Source organism: Roseovarius sp. SK2 (genome assembly GCF_028807495.1).
Taxonomy (GTDB): domain Bacteria; phylum Pseudomonadota; class Alphaproteobacteria; order Rhodobacterales; family Rhodobacteraceae; genus Roseovarius; species Roseovarius confluentis.
The window spans coordinates 302,568-324,611 of sequence record NZ_JARAMK010000003.1; the positions used below are offsets into that span (position 1 = coordinate 302,568).

The window sequence follows — 22,044 nt, forward strand, 5'->3', positions numbered from 1 at the left end:
TCAGCACGCGGTTGTGAGTGCATCAGTCGTGACGCTCACCTATATTGTCAGACATGAAAAGACTTGCTGCATTTTTCGTGGCCGCGCTTCTGGCCGCACCTGCCTTCGGCGACGAGCCGCAGGTATTGGACGTGACCGTCGAAAAGGCGGGCATGGTGTGGAATATCCACGTGACGATTCGCCATCCGGACACCGGGTGGGACCATTATGCCGACGGCTGGGAAGTGCTGGACGCGGCAGGCAGCCGGCTGGGGTATCGCGAGCTGATGCACCCGCACGTGAACGAGCAGCCTTTCACCCGCTCGTTGAGCGGTGTGGTGATCCCGGACGGGACGCGCGAGATCTTCGTGCGGCCGCGTTGTTCGGTCGATGGCTGGTCCGGATCGCAGAAACGCGTGGCGCTGCAACCCTGATAAAAGGAACGCGCCCTTGGGCGCGTGCAGGTTTGTCTCGGAGTCGGACTGGGGTCCGACGCCTCGGCGGCCTGTGCCGGTGTGACGCGGTTATCCGCGCGTGGCCGGTGTGGGAGCCTCCGGCGGGGATATTTTGGGCCAGAGGACGCGGGGCGGGACTACTGACGTCCTTCGCGGAGCCAGCCGCCGACGATGAGGGATGCGGCGAGCAGAAGGACCAGCCAGGCGGGCAGGAGCGGCGTCTGGGTGACCGAGCGAGTCTGGTAGGCGTTGCGATCCAAAAGGCCGATCCAGCCGCGGCCGGCCATGGCGCGGCCTTCGCGTACGGTGCGCACGCGGGGCGGGCCGTCGGCCAGCGGGTGGATGCCGCCGCCGGTCTGGGACACGTAAGGTTCCAGCGTTTCGGTGTCGGCGATGGTGTTCTCGAATTCGACCGGGGAGGCGGGGCCGAGGCCGATGACGGCGGTGTGCTCGCCGTTTTCCAGCCGGTAAAGGCCGATGGTGGGGCCGTCGAAGAGCGCTTCGAACCGGCCGGGAGAAACCTCTTCGAGGTCCATCTCGATCTGTTCGTCCTCAGGCGTGGTAATCGTGACCGGGCCGACGGTATCTTCGAGCGAGCGGCGGATGATGCGCATCTGTTGTCCGGTCGCCTCGGCCCAGAGCGCCTCTTCTTCCAGTTCCGGTTCTTTCATCATCCAGTGGGCGAGGCGGCGCAGCAGTTCCAGTTGCGGCCCGCCACCCTCGAAGCCACGATTCCAGAGCCAGGCGTGGTCGGAGGCAAGAAGCGCCACGCGGCCTTCGCCGACGCGGTCGAGGGTCAGGAGGGGGCGGTCGCCGACGCCGGTCATGACGGTGTCGCCGGAGGTTTCCTCGACCTCGATCTGGCGCATCCAGCGGCCCCATTCGCCGCCGAACTCCTGTTCCAGCCCGGAGGTGACCGGGTGGCGCTGCCCAAGGTCGGTGATCGAGGGGCTGTAGCGTTCCTCGAGCACGCGGGCGGTGGGGCGGCCGGGCAGGATCGCCTCGAGCGGGGTGCGATAGAGGCTGTCGGCGGCGGCATAATCGGGGCCAGCGGCGATGAGGACCGCGCCACCGCCTTCGACGTAGCTGCGCACGTTGTCGAGGTAGAGCGACGGCAGGATGCCGCGGCGCTTGTAGCGGTCGAAGATGATGAGGTCGAAATCCTCGATCTTTTCGAGGAAGAGCTCGCGGGTGGGGAAGGCGATGAGGGAAAGCTCGCGCACCGGCACGCCGTCCTGCTTTTCCGGGGGGCGCAGGATGGTGAAGTGGACGAGGTCGACGGAGCTGTCGGATTTCAGCAGGTTGCGCCAGGTGCGGCCTCCGGCGTGCGGCTCGCCCGACACCAGGAGCACGCTGAGCCGGTCGCGGACGCCGTTGATCTGGACAAGCGCGGTGTTGTTGCGGTCCGTCAGTTCGCCGTCGACGGCGGGGGTGGAGAATTGCAGCACGTTGCGGCCGCCATGAGGCAGGCGCAGTGGCAGGTCGATATCCTCGTTCAGGGGGACGTTGAAGCGCTGTGGTTCCTCGCCGTCTACCGAGACGTCTACGGGCACGGTGGAGGTGCCTTCGGGGGCGTCGCCGTCATCGGTGACGCGCAGGGTCATCTGGATTTCCTCGCCCAGGATGGCGAAGGCCGGGGCGTTTTCGACCACCAGCTTGCGGTCCCAGTCTTCTTCGCGTCCGGTGTGCAGCAGGTGGATGGGCGCGGGCATGTCGGGGGCGCGGTCGAGGTCGTGCAGGCGCCCGTCGGACATGAGAATCGCGCCGGCGATGCGGGCGCGGGGTTCTTCGGCCAAGGCCTCTGACAAGGCGGTCATCAGCTGGGTGCCGGTGTTGTCGGCGCCGTCGGGGACGGTGATGCGGCGCAGTTCGGTGTTGTCGCGCGCGGCTATGCGGGCGGCGAGGTCGTCGGCGCTGGTTTCCGTGAGGGACGAACGGTCGCCGAGAGTCTGGCTGGCGCTTTCATCCTCGATCATCAGGACGATATCGGAGAGCGGTTCGCGGTCCTCGGCCTGGTAGACGGGACCCAGGAGCGCGGCGAGGACCACCAGACCGGCCAGCGCGCGGAACGGCCAGCCGGAGAGGCCGCGCCAGATGGCGAGCGCAGTTCCCGTCATCATCATGCCGGCAAGCGCCGCGATGAGCCACGGGTTGAGGAGGGGTTCGAAGACGATGCTGCCGGTCATTGGCCAAGCCTGTCGAGAAGGGCGGGCACGTGCACCTGGTCGGATTTGTAGTTGCCTGTCAGGACGTGCATCACGAGGTTCACGCCGAAGCGGTAGGCCAGCTCGCGCTGGCGTTCGCCGGCAAAGCCGCGGCCCACGGGAAAGAGCGGGTTGCCGCGGTCGTCCATCGCCCAGGCGGCGGCCCAGTCATTGCCGCCGATCACAACGGGCGTGACGTTGTCGTTGAGGTTGCGGAAGGGCATGCCCTCGACCTGTTCGGCGTCGGGGGGCGCGGATTCGACCCAGACGGAGCGGCCGGTGTGGCGGCCCGGGAAGTCCTGCAGCAGGTAGAAGGTGCGGGTGAGCACGTGGTCCTCGGGGATGGGCTCCAGCGGAGGAATGTCGAGCGGGCGGGCGAGGCGTTGCAGCTTGCGGCCCGCCGGAGAGGAGGCGCCGAAGCCCGCGACATTGGCGTCGCGCGTGTCGAAGAGGATCATGCCGCCTGTGCGCAGGTATTCGTTGAGCTTGACGTAGGCTTCCTCGGACGGGATCGGCTGATCGGGAGAGATGGGCCAGTAGAGGAACGGATAGACCGAGAGGTCGTCGGTTTCGAGGTTCACGCTGACGGGGTCTGCCGGTTCGACCGAGGTGCGGAAGAAGAGCGTTTCGCCCAAGCCGCGCAGGCCCGCCTGGGCGGCGTTGTCGAGTCTGCGGTCGCCGGTGATGACGTGGCCCAGCACGACCTCGGACGCGGCCATGAGGGCCTTTTCGTCGGCCTCGGTCATGCTGCTGTCCTGCGCGTCGGCCATTTGCGGGCTGAGCAGGAGCGCCAGAAGGAGGGCGGACATCGTGGCGCGGGCGGGCAGCAGGCGGCCAGAGAGGCCCAGCGAAGCGAGGATGTCGGCCATCAGGATCAAGAGCGCCCCGGCGAGGAACCAGCCGCCGAGCGCGGCCTCTGGCGGGCGGTCGAGGCCCAGAACGGGCAGGTCGGCGGGCCAGCTGACAGGTGCCAGAGTGGTGTCAGAGGGCAGGACGTTGAGCGCGAGCCGCCGGTCGGGGCCATCGTAGAGGCCGGGGCGGAAATCGGGGCCGGGGACATCCTCGACAAAGCGGGTGCCGTCGACGCCGGGCAGGGTGCCGGCATCTTCCAGGATGCCCGAGCCCGAAAGGACCTGCACGGGCTGCCAGGTAGTGCCTTCAAGTTCGGCCAGGTCAGGCAGGGCGAGGCTGGAGGATATCGCCAGCCGTTCGAGCATCTGCACGAAGAGGCCCGAAAGCGGCAGGGTGGACCACTCGGCGTTGGCGGTGACGTGAAAAAGGACAACCTGCCCCTGTCCGATGCGTTTGCGGGTGACAAGCGGCGTGCCGTCGCTGAGTTGCGCGATGACGCGGTCGGCCAGCGTGGGGTCTGGCTGGGCCATCACCTGAGCGGTGACGGTGACGTCGGAGGGCACGTCAAGGCCGAAGAAAGGGCTCGATTCGGGGAAGGGGGCGAGTTCCTTGGGTTCGCCCCAGCTCATGGCGCCGCCGACGGAGCGGCCACCGGCGCGCAGGCGGACGGGCATCAGCGGGGCTTCGTCGCCGCGCGAAACGTCCGAGGCGGCGAGACGCGGTCCGGCGAATCGCAGGAGCATGCCGCCGCGATCGGTCCAGTCGAGCAGATCGGCCTGTTCGGCACCCGAGAGCGTGGCGACATCGGCCAGCACGACAACATCGGGGTTGGCGGGCAGGACGTCGCTGAGGCTGCCGTCGAGCAGGTCGGCAGTGGGTTCGAGCGCCTGTTCGAGATAGTGGAGCGGAGACAGAAGTTCGAGGCCTTCGCGGTCTTCGCGGCCGGCGATGAGCGCGACCTCGCGGCGCTTGAGGCTGTCGTCGGTCAGGGTGACGGCGCCGGCATGGGACTGGCCGGCGATCTCGAACCGGGTGAGGCGGGCGCGAAGTTCGGCGGGCAGGGACAGAAGCGTCGTGGCCTCTTTCGCGCTGGCCTCGAACGTCATGTCCTGCGTCGCCAGCAGGCGCTGGGCGCCGGAGGGGTCGCGGCCATGCGCCTCGACCGTGATGTCGCGGGCGGGGCCGGGATTTGCGCGCGTGGCGGTGAGGCGCAGGGCGTCGTCCTCGACCACAGCCGGTGTCAGCGCGTAGATTGGCACGGCGCTTTCGTGGATGGTGACGGGGCCACGATCCTGCAGGGCGTCGAGCAGGGTTTGCCGGCCGTCGCGGGCGAGACCGTCGGAGAACCAGCGGGTTTCAAAATTCTCGTCGCCGAGCAAGTTGGCGGCGTCCTCGAAGGCGTCGGGTTGCGGAGACCAGGCCGAGGGGGCGAGGCCGGTGAGGCGGGTGCGCCACGTCTCGGCGGCCTGGAAGACCGGGGTTTCTGGGTCCGAGAGTTGCAGGATGCCGACGGGGCGGGCATTGCGCCCGGCCTCGGCCAATAGGGAATCGAGCAGGTCTTCCTGTGCGGGCCAGTCGCGGGCGCTGGCCCAGCTGGAATCGAGCACGATCAACATCGGGCCGGTGCGGTTGGCCTGCGCCTCGTCCTGCGGATTGAGGATGGGGCCGGCGAGCCCGATGATGACGGCGGCGACGGCCAGCATCCGCAACAGCAGCAGCCACCAGGGCGTGCGGTCCGACACGCTGTCGTCGTCGCGAAGGCCCAGAAGAAGCGCCACGCCGGGAAAGCGGCGGCGGATGGGCGCGGGTGGCACGGCGCGCAGGATCAGCCACAGGATGGGCAAAGCGGCCAGCGCCACCAGAAGCCAGGGCGCGGCGAAACCGATGGGGCCGATGGTCATCGTCCGTGTCCCCCGTCGAACGCGTTATAAAGCCACAGGAGCGCGGATTGCGCGGAGTCCGACGTGTGATGCGTGCCGTAGAGCCAGCCGGTGGTGGCGCAGAGGTGGCGCAGGTCATCCTTGCGGGCGGCGAGGCGTTCCAGGTAGCGGTCGCGCAGTTCCGACGCCTTGAGCGTTTCGTGCACCATCGTGCCGCCCACCGATTCGAAGATCGTGCGGCCGCGATAGGGGAAGCTCTCCTCGGCCGGGTCGAGAACCTGGTAGAGGACGCCGCGCACGCCGCGGTCGGCGGCGGACGTGAGCGCCTCGCGCACCGGGTCGAGATCGCCAAGAAAGTCCGACAGGAACAGGGCGCGTCCGTGCGAGAGCATCCCGGTGGTCTGGGGCGCGCCGTAATCGTCGGGGCCGTCCTGGCCGAGGGCCATGGCGAGCCGCTCGATCTGGGCGTCGCCCCTACGGGGCGGCAGGTCGGCACCGGACAGGCCGATGCGCTCGCCTGCACGGTTCAGCAGGATGGCGATGGCCAGCGACAGGAGCCGGGCGCGGTCGGCTTTTTGCGGCAGGGTGTCGTCGGAGGCGAAACGCATGGAGGCCGCGCCGTCGACCCAGAGCGTGACGCTTTGGGCGATCTGCCATTCGCGCTGGCGCAGGAACTGCGTGTCCGAGCGGGCGGAGCGGCGCCAGTCGATGTGGCGCAGTTCATCCCCGGCCTGCACCGGGCGGTATTGCCAGAAATCGTCGCCCATGCCCGCGCGGCGGCGGCCATGCTCGCCCAGTAGGACGGTCCCCGCCAAGTGCTCTGCCCGGGCCAGAAGCGCGGGAAAGCGGGCGGCCTCGGCCTCGGACCGGGCGCGGAGAGGGGCGATTTGGGTCAAGCGGCGGCCTCGGTCCTCGTCACTTGGGCGACGGTGGCGGCGATGAGGTCGTCAAGGTTTTCACCCCGCGCGCGTGCGGCGAAGTTGAGCGCCATGCGGTGCGTCAGAACCGGCTGCGCCATGGCGGCGATATCGTCCGAATCGGGGGCCAGGCGGCCCTGGATCATGGCACGGGCGCGGACGGTCAGCATGAGCGCCTGCGCGGCGCGGGGGCCGGGGCCCCAGGCGACGTTTTCGCGCACCGTCTCGGACGATGTGGGGTCATCGGGGCGGAAGGCGCGGACAAGGTCGATGATCTGTTCCATCACGGCCTCGCCCACGGGCATCCGGCGCAGGAGGGTCTGCGCGGCGATGAGTTCCTCGGCGGTGAAGACCTGGTGCGCCTCTTCCTCGGTGGCGCCGGTGGTGGCGAGCAGGATCGCGCGTTCGGTGTCGCGGTCGGGGTGGGGCACGTCGATCTGCACGAGGAAGCGGTCAAGCTGGGCCTCTGGCAGGGGGTAGGTGCCTTCCTGTTCGATGGGGTTCTGCGTGGCCAGCACGTGGAAGGGCGGGGTCAGCGGGCGGTCCTCGCCGGCGACCGAGACCTGCCGTTCCTGCATGGCCTGCAAGAGCGCGGATTGGGTGCGGGGGCTGGCGCGGTTGATCTCGTCGGCCATCAGAAGCTGGCAGAAGATCGGGCCGGGAATGAACTTGAACGCGCGGGTGCCGTCGGCGCCGGTTTCCAGCACCTCGGAGCCCAGAATGTCGGCGGGCATCAGGTCGGGCGTGAACTGCACACGGTTCGAATCGAGGCCCATGACGATGCTCAGCGTTTCCACCAGACGGGTCTTGCCGAGGCCGGGCAGGCCCACCAGCAGGCCGTGGCCGCCACAGAGCAACGCCGAGAGCGACAGGTCGACGACCCGTTCCTGCCCGATGAAGCGACGGGTGATCGAGGCGCGGGCCTGGGCCAGCTTGTCTTCGAGGGCTTCGATCCCGGCCAGCAGGTCGGCGTCGTCGGTCATGGCAAAACTCCGGTATGGGCTATATCGCTTGGGTAGAGTGTATCGCGCGCAAGCAAAATGGCAAAAGCAATGAGCAATAAATCGGTCACAACCCCGTCAGCGGAAAGCCTTGCCGAAACGGCACGCAAGGAAAGCGGCAAGGGCCTGCCGCCTGTGCATTTGTGGAACCCGGAGTTCACCGGCGAGATCGACATGCGGATCGCGCGGGACGGCACGTGGTATCACGAAGGCACGGTCATCGAGCGTGAAGGGCTGGTGCGGCTGTTCTCGACCATCCTGAAAAAGGAAGGTGACCGCCATTTCCTTGTCACGCCGGTGGAAAAGGTCGGCATCGTGGTGGAGGACGCACCTTTCGTCGCGGTGGATTTCGAGTCGGAAGGCGAAGGCGAGGCGCAGATGCTGGTTTTCGTGACCAACGTGGGCGATCACGTGTTGGCGGGGACGAACCATGCGATCCGGGTCGAGCGTGACCCCGAGTCGGGCGAGCCGTCGCCCTACCTGCATGTGCGGGCGGGGCTGGAGGCTCTGATCGATCGCAAGTCGTTCTACCGGCTGGTGGATCTGGGCGAGCACGAGGATGGCTGGTTCGGTGTCCGCTCGGACGGCGCGTTTTTCCCGATGATCCCGTCAGAGGACCTGCCCGCGGACTGACGCAGTCTGACCCTGCAGCCTTCGAGACACAAAAAAACCCGATGCGGGAAGCATCAGGCGGATCAGTCATCGTCTTAAGATAGGTTTCCCGGGTCGAGGCTGACACCCGAAAGTGCCGTGCCCCGACCCGGGGATACGTCGAAGATTAGTACTTCGTCGTTACGGGCTCAGGCTCAACCGGAACCACGACTTCTTCTTGTTGTTGCTGTGCGCAGGCGGCCAGGCCGACGGTTGCGATGAGAGCAGCAATCATTGCAGTTTTGTTTTTCATGTGAACAAATTCCTTCCATGTCACGCGCCCGATACTGTGTTTGAACGCGAATTGTTGTCAACACAAGAGCTTGCGTAAAAACGCGAATCTCCGGCTGCTATGGCTTCTATGGCAGCATTTTTATCACGTAAATGCCTTTTTCAGCGGGATTCCGCGATTTTCAAAGGGTTTTGCGCTGTTGCAACTGTGCTACTTTTGCACCCCGTCTGGGAAAAGTCGCTTTTCCGATACGTCAATCAGCCTAACGCGCGGGCGCTCGATTCCGCGCGTTCGGGGTTGGTTCCGTGCCTGTGGTGTGCGCTCAGTGCGCTTCGGCCCAATTGTTGCCTTGTCCCGCGTCGACCACGAGCGGCACGTCGAGATGCAGGGCGGGTCGGGCCGCTTGCTCCATAACGTCACGGGCTGTGTCGATGACCTTTTCCTCGGCGCCACCCGAGACCTCGAACAGAAGTTCGTCGTGGACCTGCAGCAGCATTTTGCAGGGCAGGTCCTGGATGGCGGATGGCATGCGAATCATGGCACGGCGGATGATGTCGGCGGCGGTGCCCTGGATCGGCGCGTTGATCGCCGCCCGGCGGGCAAAGCCGGCGCGAGGGCCCTTGGCGCCGATCTCGGGCGTGTGGATCTTGCGGCCGAAAAGGGTCTGGACGAACCCGTGTTCCTTGGCGAAGGCGACGGTGTCGTCCATGTAGGTGCGGATGCCGGGGAACCGCTCGAAATAGCGGTCGATGAAGGCCTGCGCGTCGGCGCGGGGGATGCGCAGGTTGCGCGCGAGGCCATAGCCCGAGATGCCGTAGATCACGCCGAAGTTGATCGCCTTGGCGCGGCGGCGGATCTCGGGTGTCATGTCGTCCATCGAGACGTCGAACATCTCTGACGCTGTCATGGCATGAATGTCCTGCCCGTCGCGGAACGCCTCCTTGAGCGCCGGGATGTCGGCGATATGGGCGAGGATGCGCAGCTCGATCTGGCTGTAGTCCAGTGCGACGAGCGTGTTGCCGTCCTCGGCCACGAAAGCCTCGCGGATGCGGCGGCCTTCCTCGGTGCGGATGGGGATGTTCTGCAGGTTGGGATCGGTCGAGGCGAGGCGGCCCGTGCTGGCGCCGGTCTGGACATAGGACGTGTGAACGCGGCCCGTGTCGGGGTCGATATGGTCCTGCAGGGCGTCGGTATAGGTCGATTTCAGCTTGCTGACCTGCCGCCAGTCCATCACGCGGGCGGGCAGGTCGTGCTCGGTTGCCAAGTCTTCGAGCACGTCGGCAGGCGTGGAATACTTGCCGTTCTTGCCGCGTTTGCCGCCCTCCAGCCCCATCTTGTCGAAGAGGATGTCGCCCAGCTGCGCCGGGGAGCCGACGTTGAACTTCTCGCCCGCAAGCTCGTGAATCTCGGCCTCGAGCCCGGCCATTTTCTGGGCGAAGGCGGCGGACATGCGGGAGAGCGTGTCCTTGTCGACCTTGATGCCGTTGCGTTCCATCTGCGCCAGCACGGGTACCAGTGGGCGTTCGAGCGTCTCGTAGACGGTGGTGACCTTCGCGCGGTGCAGTTGCGGCTTGAAGGTGTGCCAGAGGCGCAGGGTGATGTCGGCGTCCTCGGCGGCGTATTTCACCGCCTCGTCGATGGGCACGCGGTCGAAGGTGATGGCGGCTTTGCCCGTGCCCAACAGGTCCTTGATCGGGATCGGGGTGTGCGACAGGTAGCGTTCGGCGAGCGTGTCCATGCCGTGGCCGTGCATCCCGGAATAGAGCGCGTAGGACATCAGCATCGTGTCGTCGATCGGGGCCATGGCAATGTCGTAATTGGCCATGATCTTGGTGTCATATTTCATGTTTTGCCCGATCTTGAGGATCGACGGATCCTCGAGCACGGGTTTCAGGGCGTCGAGCGCGTCCTGCATCGGGATCTGGCCGTCGAGCAGGGCGTCGGAGCCGAAGAGGTCATCCGCGTTGCCGTCCTTGTGGCCGAGCGGGATGTAGCACGCCTCGCCCGGATCGATCGACAGGCAGATGCCGACGAGATCGGCCTGCATCTCGTTGAGCGAGGTGGTCTCGGTGTCGACGGCGACGTAGCCGCGGGCGGTGATGCGGTCGATCCAGCTTTGCAGCGCGTCCATGTCCGAGACACGTTCGTATTTCGCAGGGTCGATGGCGGGCCAGTCGGGTGCGCCGTCCTCTGCCGATTCGGGTGCGGTGGGCTCGGGGATGGCCGGGGCCTCGACGTCCAGCGCGTCGGCGATGCGCTTGGTGAGGGTGCGGAACTCCATCTCGGTCAGGAAGGCCAGCAGGGTGTCGGGATCGGGGTCGCGCACCTCGAGGTCGTCGAGGGTGAAATCGAGTGGCGTTTCGCAGTCGAGTTGCACGAGCTTTTTCGACAGCTCGATCTGTTCGCGCTTTTCGATCAGGGTTTCGCGGCGCTTGGGCTGCTTGATTTCCTCGGCGCGGTCGAGAAGTTCCTCGAGGCTGCCGTATTCGTTGATCAGGAGCGCCGCGGTCTTGATGCCGATGCCGGGCGCACCGGGCACGTTGTCGACGCTGTCGCCGGCGAGAGCCTGCACGTCCACGACGCGCTCGGGTCCGACGCCAAATTTCTCCTCGACGCCTTCGCGGTCGATGCGGCGGTTCTTCATGGCGTCCAGCATTTCGACGCCGCCGCCGACAAGCTGCATCAGGTCCTTGTCCGAGCTGATGATGGTCACGCGCCCACCCGCGTCACGGGCCTGCACGGCGAGGGTGGCGATCATGTCGTCGGCCTCGTATCCTTCCATTTCCTTGCAGGCGATGTTGAACGCCTCGGTCGCGCGGCGGGTCAGCGGGATCTGCGGGCGCAGATCCTCGGGCATCTCGTCGCGGTTCGCCTTGTACTCGGGGTACATGTCGTTGCGGAAGGTGTGGCTGCCCTTGTCGAAGATCACGGCGACATGGGTGGGGGCGTCGGCGCCGGTGCTGTCCTCGACATATTTCTGCAGCATGTTGCAAAAGCCCGACACGGCGCCGATGGGCAGACCGTCGGATTTGCGCGTCAACGGCGGCAGGGCGTGGTAGGCGCGGAAGATGAAGGCCGACCCGTCGATCAGGTGCAGGTGATGTCCCTTGCCGAATGCCATGTGCCGCGCCCTTCCTTGCTGTTGGATTACATATCTCACGCCCGTCATGGCAGTTCCAGCCTGACTTTTTCTTGCTGGAAATACTCTCGGGGAGTTTGAGGGGTGAAACCCCTCATCCTGGAAAACCTGTGCGCCGCAGGCGCCCCGTTGGGTCAGACTGGCCGTGAAAGCATGCGGAGGGTCAGAGGGTCTTGCCGCGATACGTCCGGACCCGGATTTGGAACGGGATCACGCCGGTGGGCTGTCGGACCTCAGACCTTGCCCTCGAAATCGCGGTGCACCAGTTTGGCGTCGCAATAGGGGCATTCGACGAAGCCGATGTCTTGCGGGATGGTCAGCCACACGCGCGGGTGGCCCAATGCGCCTTCGCCGCCATCACAGGCCACGCGGTAGCTGTCGACGATCCGGGTCTCGGGGGCTTCGGTCACCATTGACGGCGTTCCTTTTGGCTGCAAGTAGGTCCGGGCAGACTATATCCGAGAGACACCCGGGGACAAGAGCCGCCATGCCGACAAATGCAATCGAAGTGAGAGGCCTGGAAAAGGTTTATGGTGGCGGCAAGCACGGCATGTCAAAACCTGCGCTGACGGGGGTGGACCTGGACGTGCCGAAGGGGTCGGTCTTTGGCCTTTTGGGGCCCAATGGCGCGGGCAAGTCGACGCTGATCAACATCCTGGCCGGGCTTGTGACCAAGACCAAGGGACAGGTGAAGATCTGGGGCTTCGACCAGGACGTGAACCCGCGGCAAAGCCGGGCCTCCATTGGCGTGATGCCGCAGGAATTGAACCTTGATCCGTTCTTTGCGCCGCGCGCGGCCCTGGAGGTGCAGGCGGGTCTGTACGGTGTGCCGAAGAAGGACCGGCGCAGCGACGAGATTTTGGAACTGGTAGGTCTGAGCGACAAGGCCGAGGCCTATGCGCGGACCCTGTCGGGCGGGATGCGGCGGCGGCTGCTTCTGGCGAAGGCGTTGGTGCATCACCCGCATATCCTGGTGCTGGACGAGCCGACGGCGGGCGTGGATATCGAACTGCGCCAGATGCTGTGGCAGAACGTGCGCAAGCTGAACGAGCAGGGGATGACGATCATCCTTACGACGCATTACCTGGAGGAAGCCGAGGAGATGTGCGACGAGATCGCCATCATCAACGAAGGCTCGGTCGTGGCGCGGGACAGCACGGCGCACCTGCTGAGCCAGATGGACCGGCGCACCATGGTGATCGAGCCAGAGGCAGACCCGGTGGCCTTGCCCGAGGGCGAGGGGTTGACGGTGGAGACGCGGCCCGGTGGGCAGGTGGCGATCAGCTATCGCTCGACCAAGATGTCGGCCGAAGCGGTGCTGGAGGCGGTGCGCGCCTCGGGGATGCGCATCCGGGACGTGCGAACCGAGCAGGCGGACCTTGAGGAAGTGTTCCTGGAGCTGACCCGTTCGCGCTGAGGGCGCTTACTTGTCCTTCAGCGTGTCCTCGATGGATTTCAGGCGTTGCAGCACCTCGTCGCGGTAGGTGTCGGTGCGTTCCTCGGCTTCGAGGTTATGCGCGTCCTGCATCGAGTTCACGATCAGGCCCACGACAAGGTTCACCACCGCGAAGGTGGTTACAAGGATGAACGGCACGAAGAAGGCCCAGGCGTAGGGATAGACCTCCATCACCGGGCGGACGATGCCCATCGACCATGATTCCAGCGTCATGATCTGGAAGAGGGAATAGCCGGAGCGACCGATCGTGCCGAACCATTCGTCGAACAGCACGGCCTCTTCGGGGGTGCAGGCAGGGCATCCGCCGCCGAACAGCTTGGTCGCCATGACCGAGCCGATGTAGAAGATGATCCCCATCAGCAGAAAGACCGAGCCCATGCCGGGCAGGGCGTTCATCAACCCCTCGACCACGCGGCGCAGGGACGGGGTGACCGACAGCACCCGCAACAGACGCAGGATGCGCAGGGCGCGCAGCACCGACAGGCCCTGAGTGGAGGGGATGAGCGAGATTCCGACGATCACGAAGTCGAAGACGTTCCAGCCGTTGCGGAAGAACGCCGTGCCGCGGGCAAAGAGCTTCAGCGCGATTTCGACCACGAAGATCGCGAGACAGATCTTGTCGAGCAAGACGATCAGCGGGCCCGCCGCCGCCATCGCCGTCTGCGACGTTTCCAGCCCCAGCACCACGGCGTTGAAAAGGATCACCGCGAGGATGAAATTCTGAAAGCTCGTCCGGCTGACGAGCGTCTCGACGCGGGCGCGCAGGCTTTTGGGACTGGCTTGGGTTGTCTGGCTCATGGCGCTGGATATGGGGCAAGCTGCGCTGGGGCGCAAGGCACGGTTCGGATCAGGTGTCGGCCTTGGCCAGCATCCGCCCGAGGCCGCGACCGCCAAGGATATGAAGGTGGTAATGCGGCACTTCCTGCACGCCGGCCTCGCCCGCGTTTGAAATGGTGCGGTAGCCCGGATAGCCGTCGCCCGGCGAGACGCTGGTCATGGCGCAAACCTGCGCGGTGACGCGCATGAAATCCACCAGTTCCGCCTCGGATGCCTCGGCGGCAAAGTGATCGTGGCAGACGTACGGTCCCTTGGGGATCACCAGAACGTGCACCGGCGCCTGTGGTTGGATGTCGTTGAACGCGAGCGTGTGCTCGGTTTCCAGCACCGTGTCGTTGGGGATTTCGCCGCGCAGGATCTTGGCGAATATATTCTGGTCGTCATAGGAAAAAGACATGTTGGGTGGCCTCAGTCGGCATACAGGTGGTCGGTTTGCGCAACCTCTAGCGCCTTGTCGGGCGCGATATCAAGGAAGCGGGCGATGAGGTCGGCGTTATCCTCGGGGTCGTTGGATTGTTTCATGATGCTGTGATTCTCGAACTCGGCGTCGCGGATGCGATCGGATTCGAAGTTGATGTCGCCGCGGATCGTGGGCAGCAGGCGTTCCAGCGTTTCCCTGGGCGTCTGGGTGCCGGCCAGCCCGACGCGGCGGGCATGGCCGGCCAAGTAGGCGTCGGAGAACTCGCACTGGATTTCCAGAAGCTTGGTGGTGGAGCGGTCGTTGCAAAAATCCTCGAGCAGGTCGATATTGCCGGGATCCATGCAGACGATCAGGCGGTCGGTCTCGAAATAGTCGAACAGCATCCGCATAAGCGCCCGGCGATGGCGGGTGCGTTTGCCCAGCGTCGCCTGGATGCCGCCCAGGTCGGGCAGGTGGGTGTTTTCCTCGTTGAAGAGGTATTCGATGGCCGGCACGTTCGTGACCTGGCGGATGGTGTCGATCATCCGCTTGGCGACGTGCCACTTCTTGCAGATGATGATCATGAGCTCGCGTTCGCGCCCCAGCGTGCTTTCGGTTTCCCAGAAGCGCAGGGCGAAGCGGCGTCCTATGCGGCCGCGGCCGGTCAGGAACTTGAAGAGGCTGCGCCCCTCATCGGAAATGTTGAAGCGGGCGTCTTCATCGGCGTAAAGCGCGCCGAGGCGGGTTTTGAGCTCGGTCGCTTCGGAGCTTATCTTGCGGGCAAAGAGGGCGTCCTGGCTGAGCAGCAGGTCGTAGTGGTCGTTGTAGAAGGTCACCGGCATCCCGTAATCGGTGAACATCAGGAAGGTCAGGGTCTGGGTCCGGATCTCGCTTTCCGGGACGAGATGGCGCACGAGGGTCTGAAAGAAGGTCTCGTCGGGAATCCAGGTGGTGCGGAAGAAACGCATCACGTCGCGGCGCTTGCGGGTGAAATCGAGAATCCACTCGATGGTGCGGCGGCGCAGGCACCACCACTGGCTGCCGATCTGGATTTGCAGGTCGGCGGGGATCTCGCGGGTGAGGCGCAGCTTTTTCTGGATGTTGAACGAGGCGTAGAACAGCCGGCTATGACTCCGTTCGTTGAAGAAATGGCGGTAGATCAGCCGCTCTTCCTTCATGCCGGTCTTGATCCAGTCGGATGCAAAATAGTCGAAGCTTTCGATGTAATCGACATCGTGGGCGTCGAGAAAATCGTGGGCGTAGCGCGCCGACTTGATGGCGGCGCAGTCACCCGACAGCATGTAGAAATGGGTGGCGCGGGGGAACGCGTCGACCGCGGCCTCGATGGCGTGGAGCGTGGCCTGCACCAACGACCACTCGCCCCAGCCGCACTTGATGCGCTTGCGGGCGAAAGTGACGTTCGGGTTGTCGGCCAGCGCCGCGCGGATCTTGCGGTAATGTTCGGGCTTGGCGCGGGCGTCGAAGTGGATCGACATATAGTCGCCCGCCGCGGTCAGCATGTTCGCCTGTCCGATGATCGCATCGGGGTCCTTGTGGCACAGCAGAATGAAGGCGATCCTGGCCATAGGCGAAACGATTTACCTGCTCTTTCGTCAATTGTTTATAGTGATAGAGATGAACAGCCGTTGAATAAACAGGCTTTCGTTGGTTTTTTTAACGGGCTAAACACGAATTGACCCAAGAAGAACCAGGACAACGGGGCTGGAGGCAGGCAAATGGGCTTTCCCGGTACATGGATGACGGAAAGCGAGAGCATGGTCTATCGCGTGGTGCCGAAATGCGCCTGCTCAACCATTGGGCAGATCATGTACTACTCGGACCATGGTGAATTCTTTGACGGTGATATCCACGATGCGACCGACGGTTTGCACAAGTGGGCCCGCGACGAAAGCCAGCCCTTGATCAAGGCGAATGTCAAAACGCATACGTCCTATGCCTTTACCTGCGTGCGCAACCCCTACACGCGCATCCTGTCGTCCTTTTTCGACAAGATCTGCGGCATCCAGCGCAACGGCAAGCGCTATCGCGGCAAGTTGGTGCCGCTGTTGATCCAGAAATACGGCATCGAGGTTGGCGGCGAGGACGGCAAGCAGGAGTTCGACCAGATCAAGAGTTTCCGCCGGTTCCTGCTGTTCACGCGCGACACCATCCGCTGGAAACGCCCGATGGAGCCGGACATCCACTGGTCGTCGATGGCGGGGCACGTTTCGACCTTCATCGTCAATGGCGGCACGTATGACAGGATCTTCTGGACGGAATCGTTCAACGACGGGATGGCGGATGTCCTGAAGGCGACGAAGACGCCGAACAAGGTGGACCTAAAAGAGATCCCGCGTTTCAACGAGAGCGAGGGCCACGGGCCGAAACGGGCGCACCCGGTCGAGGATTATTTCGACGACCTGTCGATGCACCTGGTGAAAGAGATCTATCACCGGGATTTCGAGCTGTTCAAATACGATTTCGACGATCCGTCGAACAAGATGCCCATCGGCGAGATCGACCTGGACGAGGTACACGCCAAGCTGGGCGAGTAGGCGGAGTGCGCGGGCCGCGCACGCTCGCTTGTCTCGTCGTCGTGCCTCCTCCTCGGGCATGTGGCAGTCGCGACGCTCTCGTCCGGCCATCGGCAAGACTGAGAGCGCGGTGATTTGAGTATTTAGGCAAGAAAAAGCCGCGAACGTTTTCTTAACGATGCCTCGTCATGATCGTGGTGCGGTACAGGCTGGAGAGCCGATGACCGTGCAAGGAAAAGCCGCGTCCGGGTTTCGGGTCTGCATCGGCGCCGCGCCGAACGACGCCCGACCCGGACGCGCATCCACGGCTTTTTCTTGCCTCAAATACTCAAATGGTCCGACGCGGACCATTCGCACCGAAGCGGATCAGCCGCGCCGCTCGTCGGAACCTAAGCGGAAAATCCCATTTTCCGACCCATTTTCTTTGAAAGAAAATGGCACCGGTCAGATCAGCCCTTCAGCCTTGAAAAGCGCTTTCACATCGGTTTCCGGGCGAGCGCCGTAGTGGCTGATCACTTCGGCCCCGGCGATGCAACCCATGCGGCCGGCCACGTCCAGCGAGGCGCCGGTCGCAAGACCGTAAAGGAAGCCCGCTGCAAACTGGTCGCCCGCGCCGGTCGTGTCGACGGGCGTGATAGAAGCCACCGGCACGGTCACGGTTTCGTCGCCGCGCACGATCACCACGTCATGGCCAGAGCGGGTGCAGACGATCAGGCCGCTTTCAGCCGCGGCCTGTTCCAACGCGGCACCCAGGTCTTCGGTCTCGTAGAGGGCGCACCATTCGTGCTCGTTGCCGATGACGTAGTCAAGCTCGGTCACCAGCTTGCGGAAATCGGCGCGGTGCCGGTCGACGCAGAACGGGTCCGACAGGGTGATGCCGGCCATGCCACCCGCCTCGCGGCAGGCGCGGGCGGCGGCGAGGAAGGCGGCCTTGCCCTTGTCCTTGTCGAACAGGTAGCCCTCGAGAAACAGCAGCCCGGCGCCGCCCGCGACGGTCTCGTCGACATCGTCGGGGCCGAGTTCGGTGGAGATGCCAAGGTAGGTGTTCATCGACCGCTCGCCGTCGGGCGACACGAAGATCATCGACCGGGAGGTGGGCAGTTCGCCGTCGCTTGCGGGCGCGTTGACGAAGTCGACGCCGACATCTGCCATCTCGCGGGCGTAATCATGACCCAGCGCATCGTCCGAGACCCGGCCGATGAAAGCGGCGCCGAGGCCCAGCGCGCCCAGTCCGGCGATTGTATTGGCGACTGAGCCGCCGGCCATTTGGGTGCGGTTCTGCATGTTGTCGTAAAGGTGTTCGGCTCGATCCTGTTCGATCAGTTGCATGATGCCTTTCTCGATGCCCATGCGGGACAGAAACCCGTCATCGGCTTGCGAGATGACATCGACGACGGCGTTACCGATGCCGACAGCTTGGTACTTGGTCACAGTCTTTTTTCCTCGAATTGGCAGAGTTCACGGATGATGCAGGTCTGGCACATCGGGGCGCGGGCCTTGCAGTGGTAGCGTCCGTGCAGGATAAGCCAGTGGTGGGCGTGCTGCTGGAAGTCCACCGGCACGTTGTCTTCGATGGCGCGCTCGACGGCGTCCACGTCCTTGCCCGGCGCGATGCCGGTTCGGTTGGCTACGCGGAAGATATGGGTGTCGACCGCTTGCGCGGGATAGCTCCACCACATGTTCAGCACCACGTTGGCGGTCTTGCGCCCCACGCCCGGGAGCGATTGCAGCGCGGCGCGCGAATTGGGCACCTGGCCGTCGTACTTGTCGATCAGGATGCGCGACAGCTTCATCACGTTCTTGGCCTTGTTGCGGTAAAGGCCGATCGTCTTGATGTGTTCGATCAGCTCTTCCTCACCCAGAGCCAGCATCTTTTCAGGTGTGTCGGCGATCTTGAACAGCTCGCGCGTGGCGCGGTTGACGCCGGCATCGGTGGCCTGCGCAGAAAGGGCGACGGCGACGAGAAGCGTGTAGGCGTTCACGTGGTCGAGTTCGCCCTTTGGCTCTGCGGAGGCTTCCTGAAACCGGGTGAATATCTCGCGGATCGTTTTGTAGTCGAGTTGCTTGGCCATGGCTGTCCTTGTGCCCGCTTTGGGGCGGATGCGCAACATTCGGGTCGCCGAGGGGCGAGCGTGCGCGTACATTCATTGCATTGAATGGAGACGACACATGAACGCCGGGATCAACACCGAAATCCGCGATGGGTATCATTTCAACGTCATGCGCCGGGCCATCGACCTGATTGACGCGGGCGGGGCGGGCGTCAGCCTGTCGGATCTGGCACGCGGCATGAATATGAGCCCGTCGCATTTTCAGCGGTTGTTCACGCAGTGGGTGGGCGTCAGCCCGAAGCGGTATCAGCAATACCTCGCCGTGGGGCAGGCCAAGGATCTGCTGGCCGAGCGGTTCACCACGCTGGACACGGCGCATGAGTTGGGGCTGTCGGGGACGGGGCGGCTGCACGACCTGTTCCTGCGCTGGGAGGCGATGAGCCCCGGCGAGTTCGCGCGGCGGGGCGCGGGGATGAAGATCTATTGGGGATGGTTCGACAGCCCGTTCGGTTTGGCACTGGTCATGGGCACGGAGAAGGGCATATGCGGTATCGGGTTCGCCAGCGAAACCGGCGAAGAGGCGGCGATGGCGGACATGATTTCCCGCTGGCCCAACGCGGAATTCGTGGAAGATCCGATGATGCTGCGCCCGTGGGTCTTGCAAGCCTTCCGTGCGGGCGGCCAGGCGGGCGAGAAAGTACCGCTTTACATGATCGGCGCGCCCTTTCAGATCAAGGTGTGGGAGGCGCTTATGCAGATCCCGTCGGGCCATGTGACAACCTATTCGGAAATCGCGCAATCCATCGGCAATCCGCGGGCCGTACGCGCCGTGGGCACGGCGGTGGGGCGTAACCCGGTCAGTTTCCTGATCCCGTGCCACAGGGCGCTGCGCAAATCGGGCGGTCTGGGCGGCTATCACTGGGGACTGCCGGTGAAACGGGCGATCCTGGCATGGGAAAGTGCGCGGGTCGAGGCCGGGTGAGCCCATTTCCTGGGCAGAAAATTGGGCCGGGAATGCGCATTTCCGGCCGGTTTCGTGGCGTGGGGAAAGGCCGTTCTGGGCGGATCCTCGCCGAATTCCCCGCAGAATATGCTTGGGCATTGGCCGAAAATTGCTTAGAATCACGATCAGACCCGGCAAACGGGCGTTTGGAACATGAGGCATCAGGATGAGCATTTCACACAAAACAGTCACTATCATTGCAGGTCTGTCGATGTTGGGGGCCACGGCCTGTACCAGCCCGGCCTACCTCGACGACACCGCCGTTGACCGGAACCAGAAGGCCAAGCAAGGCGCACTGCTGGGCGGGCTGCTGGGTGCGGGCGCGGGGGCGCTCGTGGCCGACAAGAAGGTCAAGGGCGCGCTGATCGGCGGCGCCGTCGGCGCGGCGGGCGGTGCCGTGGCCGGCAACATGCTGGACCGGCAGGAAGCCGAACTGCGCAACGACATTGGCAACGACAATGTCGATATCCAGAACACCGGCGACCGCCTGATCGTGACGCTGCCGCAGGATATCCTGTTTGACGTGGACAGCGCAGCGGTGCGTCCGGGCCTGCGCAGCGATCTGTCCGCGGTGGCGCAGAACCTTCAGAATTATCCCGACAGCCGGGTACAGATCGTCGGCCATACGGACAATTCCGGCGGTGCCGAACATAACCAGGACCTGTCCGAGCGGCGCGCGAATGCCGTGGCGGACGTGCTGATGAACGGTGGCGTTGCCTTCAGCCGGATCGACGCGTTCGGCCGCGGCGAAGATGCGCCGGTGGCCTCGAACCTGACCGAGGACGGCAAGGCGCAGAACCGGCGGGTGGAAATCGTCATCCTGCCCAACGCGGCCTGACGCCGGCGAAGATTATTCGCAGAATAATCTGGCGCTGAAACGAAACGCCCCGCCGGAGGACCCGGCGGGGCGTTTGCGTTGCAAGCGTTGCGTTCAACCGAAGACGCGCCCCAGGGCCTCGTCGACCGAGGCGACGATTTGGTCGATGTCGTCCTTGGTCGAAATGAGCGCGGGCGAGAAGCACAGCGTGTTGTTGAAGCCCGGGATCGAGCGGTTGGTCACACCGATGATCGTGCCCTGCGCCATGCAGTCGGCGACGACGGCCTGTGCCTGTTTCTCGGGCACCGGTTCCTTGCTGGCGCGGTCTGACACAAGCTCTGCCCCGAGGAAGAGGCCCTTGCCGCGGACCTGCCCGATGACGGCATGCTTGTCGGCCAGCGCGTTCAGTTGATCCATCATGTAGTCGCCCATCTTCGTGGTGTTTTCCAGCAGGCCTTCCTCTTCGATGATGGCGACGTTTTCCAGCGCCGCGGCGGGGCCGGCGGTGCAGCCGCCAAAGGTGGAAATGTCGCGGAAGTAGTTGAGCGGGTCCTCGATGTCGTCCTTGAACATGTCGAAGACTTTCTCGTTGGTCACGCAGCACGCAATGGCGGCATAGCCCGAGGCGACGCCCTTGGCCATGGTCACGAAATCGGGCTCGACCCCGTAGTGCTGGTAGCCGAACCAGTGGGTCCCGGTGCGGCCCACGCCGCAGACGACCTCGTCGATATGCAGCAGGATGTCGTACTTGCGGCAGATCTCCTGCACGCGGGGCCAGTAGCCCTCGGGCGGAGTGATGACGCCGCCACCGGCGGTCACGGGCTCAAGGCAGAGCGCGCCGACCGTGTCGGGGCCTTCGGCAAGGATGACTTCCTCGATCGCATTGGCGGCGGCGATGCCGTACTCCTCGCCGGTCAGGTCCCATTGCGCGCGGTATTCAAGGCAGTGCGGCACGCGCACGAAACCGGGTGCGAAGGGGCCGTACTGCGCGTTGCGCTCGTCCTGACCGCCCGCCGACATCGTGCCGATGGTCGAGCCGTGATAGTCGCGCTCGCGGTAGAGGATCTTGTATTTCTTGCCGCCATAGCGCTTGTGCGCGATCTGCCGGACCATCTTGAAGGCTTTCTCGTTCGCCTCGGAGCCGGAATTGGTGAAATAGACGCGGCTCATGCCCGGCATCTTGGAAATCAGCTTTTCCGAGAACATCGCGCCGGGGATCGAGCCGGCGGAGCCCGCGAAATAAGGCAGCTTGATCAGCTGGTCGCGAATGGCGTTGGCAATGCGCTCGCGGCCGTAGCCCACGTTCACCGTCCAGACACCGCCGGATACGGCGTCTATGTGTTCCTTGCCGTGCTGGTCCCAGACGCGCATGCCCTTGCCCTCGACGATGATCTTGGGGGCGCCGGTCTGAAACGGCTGGTGTTGAATCAAGTGGTGCCAGACATGGGCGCGGTCGGCGTCCACGACTTTTTCGATATCGTTCAGCAGGTTGCCATCCATCGGAAACTCCATCAGGTCAAGCCCGGCACGGTGGCCGGGGGCGCAGAAGTGCAAAGCGGTGCCATTGGCGTATAATCAGCCTCGAATCCGGTTCTGTCGATAGGGCCAACTGGGCTCATTGTTTAAGTCCAGCAAT

Annotated in this window: 19 protein-coding genes; 6 read left to right on the top strand and 13 right to left on the bottom strand. The window is 64.5% G+C overall.

From position 1 onward, the window contains the following. Positions 1-53 precede the first annotated feature (53 nt). The gene (locus tag PVV74_RS08455; protein ID WP_103762786.1) at positions 54-413 is read left to right on the top strand and encodes a hypothetical protein; all 360 of its coding nucleotides are present in this window, start codon (positions 54-56) and stop codon (positions 411-413) included. Positions 414-571: 158 nt separating this feature from the next. Here the strand turns inward: PVV74_RS08455 and PVV74_RS08460 are convergent, their stop codons facing one another. From PVV74_RS08460 to PVV74_RS08475, 4 genes are read right to left on the bottom strand one after another with little or no spacing between them, the layout of a single operon-like run. After that, complete coding sequence (locus PVV74_RS08460) at positions 572-2,620, bottom strand: hypothetical protein (RefSeq protein WP_274592886.1); 2,049 nt, start codon at positions 2,618-2,620, stop codon at positions 572-574. Next, on the bottom strand, positions 2,617-5,391 hold the full coding sequence (locus tag PVV74_RS08465; RefSeq protein WP_274592887.1) for a DUF4159 domain-containing protein: 2,775 nt from the start codon (positions 5,389-5,391) through the stop codon (positions 2,617-2,619). The genes PVV74_RS08460 and PVV74_RS08465 overlap by 4 nt, the downstream gene beginning before the upstream one ends. Beyond that, a complete protein-coding gene (locus tag PVV74_RS08470) occupies positions 5,388-6,266 on the bottom strand; it encodes a DUF58 domain-containing protein (protein WP_274592888.1) in 879 nt (292 codons plus the stop codon). The genes PVV74_RS08465 and PVV74_RS08470 overlap by 4 nt, the downstream gene beginning before the upstream one ends. Further along, entirely contained in the window at positions 6,263-7,270 is a 1,008-nt protein-coding gene (locus PVV74_RS08475) for an AAA family ATPase (protein WP_274592889.1), read from the bottom strand. The genes PVV74_RS08470 and PVV74_RS08475 overlap by 4 nt, the downstream gene beginning before the upstream one ends. Before the next feature lie 69 nt (positions 7,271-7,339). Here PVV74_RS08475 and PVV74_RS08480 point away from each other — a divergent pair, with 69 nt between their 5' ends. Beyond that, positions 7,340-7,921 carry a DUF1285 domain-containing protein gene (locus PVV74_RS08480; RefSeq protein WP_274592890.1) on the top strand — a complete coding sequence of 194 codons (582 nt, stop codon included), beginning with the start codon at positions 7,340-7,342 and terminating at the stop codon, positions 7,919-7,921. Between the two features lie 145 nt (positions 7,922-8,066). Here PVV74_RS08480 and PVV74_RS08485 read toward each other — a convergent pair whose 3' ends face one another. The 3 genes from PVV74_RS08485 to PVV74_RS08495 all read right to left on the bottom strand — a co-directional run bounded on the left by PVV74_RS08485 (position 8,067) and on the right by PVV74_RS08495 (position 11,723). Further along, on the bottom strand, positions 8,067-8,192 hold the full coding sequence (locus PVV74_RS08485; RefSeq protein ID WP_268873914.1) for a hypothetical protein: 126 nt from the start codon (positions 8,190-8,192) through the stop codon (positions 8,067-8,069). Between the two features lie 301 nt (positions 8,193-8,493). Next, entirely contained in the window at positions 8,494-11,292 is a 2,799-nt protein-coding gene (gene polA / locus PVV74_RS08490; RefSeq protein ID WP_103762792.1) for a DNA polymerase I, read from the bottom strand. A 251-nt stretch (positions 11,293-11,543) separates the two neighbouring features. After that, a complete protein-coding gene (locus tag PVV74_RS08495; RefSeq protein ID WP_103762793.1) occupies positions 11,544-11,723 on the bottom strand; it encodes a zinc-finger domain-containing protein in 180 nt (59 codons plus the stop codon). 74 nt (positions 11,724-11,797) lie between these two features. On the opposite strand from PVV74_RS08495, the gene PVV74_RS08500 reads away from it, so the two are divergent. Continuing rightward, entirely contained in the window at positions 11,798-12,727 is a 930-nt protein-coding gene (locus PVV74_RS08500; protein ID WP_103762794.1) for an ABC transporter ATP-binding protein, read from the top strand. A gap of 6 nt (positions 12,728-12,733) precedes the next feature. On the opposite strand, the gene PVV74_RS08505 is transcribed toward PVV74_RS08500, so the two are convergent. Genes PVV74_RS08505 through PVV74_RS08515 form a run of 3 tightly spaced genes read right to left on the bottom strand, consistent with a single transcriptional unit; the run spans position 12,734 to position 15,589 of the window. Continuing rightward, complete coding sequence (locus PVV74_RS08505; RefSeq protein WP_103762795.1) at positions 12,734-13,564, bottom strand: ion transporter; 831 nt, start codon at positions 13,562-13,564, stop codon at positions 12,734-12,736. Positions 13,565-13,613: 49 nt separating this feature from the next. Continuing rightward, entirely contained in the window at positions 13,614-14,000 is a 387-nt protein-coding gene (locus PVV74_RS08510; protein ID WP_103762796.1) for an HIT domain-containing protein, read from the bottom strand. An 11-nt stretch (positions 14,001-14,011) separates the two neighbouring features. Beyond that, positions 14,012-15,589 carry a DUF5928 domain-containing protein gene (locus PVV74_RS08515; protein ID WP_103762797.1) on the bottom strand — a complete coding sequence of 526 codons (1,578 nt, stop codon included), beginning with the start codon at positions 15,587-15,589 and terminating at the stop codon, positions 14,012-14,014. A gap of 150 nt (positions 15,590-15,739) precedes the next feature. Here PVV74_RS08515 and PVV74_RS08520 point away from each other — a divergent pair, with 150 nt between their 5' ends. Next, positions 15,740-16,558, top strand: coding sequence for a sulfotransferase family protein (locus PVV74_RS08520; protein ID WP_274592891.1), 819 nt, complete (start codon positions 15,740-15,742; stop codon positions 16,556-16,558). Positions 16,559-16,981: 423 nt separating this feature from the next. On the opposite strand, the gene PVV74_RS08525 is transcribed toward PVV74_RS08520, so the two are convergent. Together PVV74_RS08525 and nth are read right to left on the bottom strand one after the other, a co-directional pair. Next, the gene (locus PVV74_RS08525; RefSeq protein WP_103762799.1) at positions 16,982-17,968 is read right to left on the bottom strand and encodes an adenosine kinase; all 987 of its coding nucleotides are present in this window, start codon (positions 17,966-17,968) and stop codon (positions 16,982-16,984) included. Continuing rightward, the gene (gene nth, locus PVV74_RS08530) at positions 17,965-18,609 is read right to left on the bottom strand and encodes an endonuclease III (protein WP_103762800.1); all 645 of its coding nucleotides are present in this window, start codon (positions 18,607-18,609) and stop codon (positions 17,965-17,967) included. The genes PVV74_RS08525 and nth overlap by 4 nt, the downstream gene beginning before the upstream one ends. 97 nt (positions 18,610-18,706) lie before the next feature. Between nth and PVV74_RS08535 the strand changes: the two genes are divergently transcribed. Beyond that, positions 18,707-19,570 (top strand): bifunctional helix-turn-helix domain-containing protein/methylated-DNA--[protein]-cysteine S-methyltransferase, encoded by an 864-nt coding sequence (locus PVV74_RS08535; protein ID WP_274592892.1) that lies wholly within the window; start codon positions 18,707-18,709, stop codon positions 19,568-19,570. A gap of 187 nt (positions 19,571-19,757) precedes the next feature. Next, complete coding sequence (locus PVV74_RS08540; protein WP_274592893.1) at positions 19,758-20,429, top strand: OmpA family protein; 672 nt, start codon at positions 19,758-19,760, stop codon at positions 20,427-20,429. 93 nt (positions 20,430-20,522) lie between these two features. Here PVV74_RS08540 and PVV74_RS08545 read toward each other — a convergent pair whose 3' ends face one another. Next, positions 20,523-21,908, bottom strand: coding sequence for an aminotransferase family protein (locus PVV74_RS08545; protein ID WP_103763000.1), 1,386 nt, complete (start codon positions 21,906-21,908; stop codon positions 20,523-20,525). Positions 21,909-22,044 lie beyond the last annotated feature (136 nt).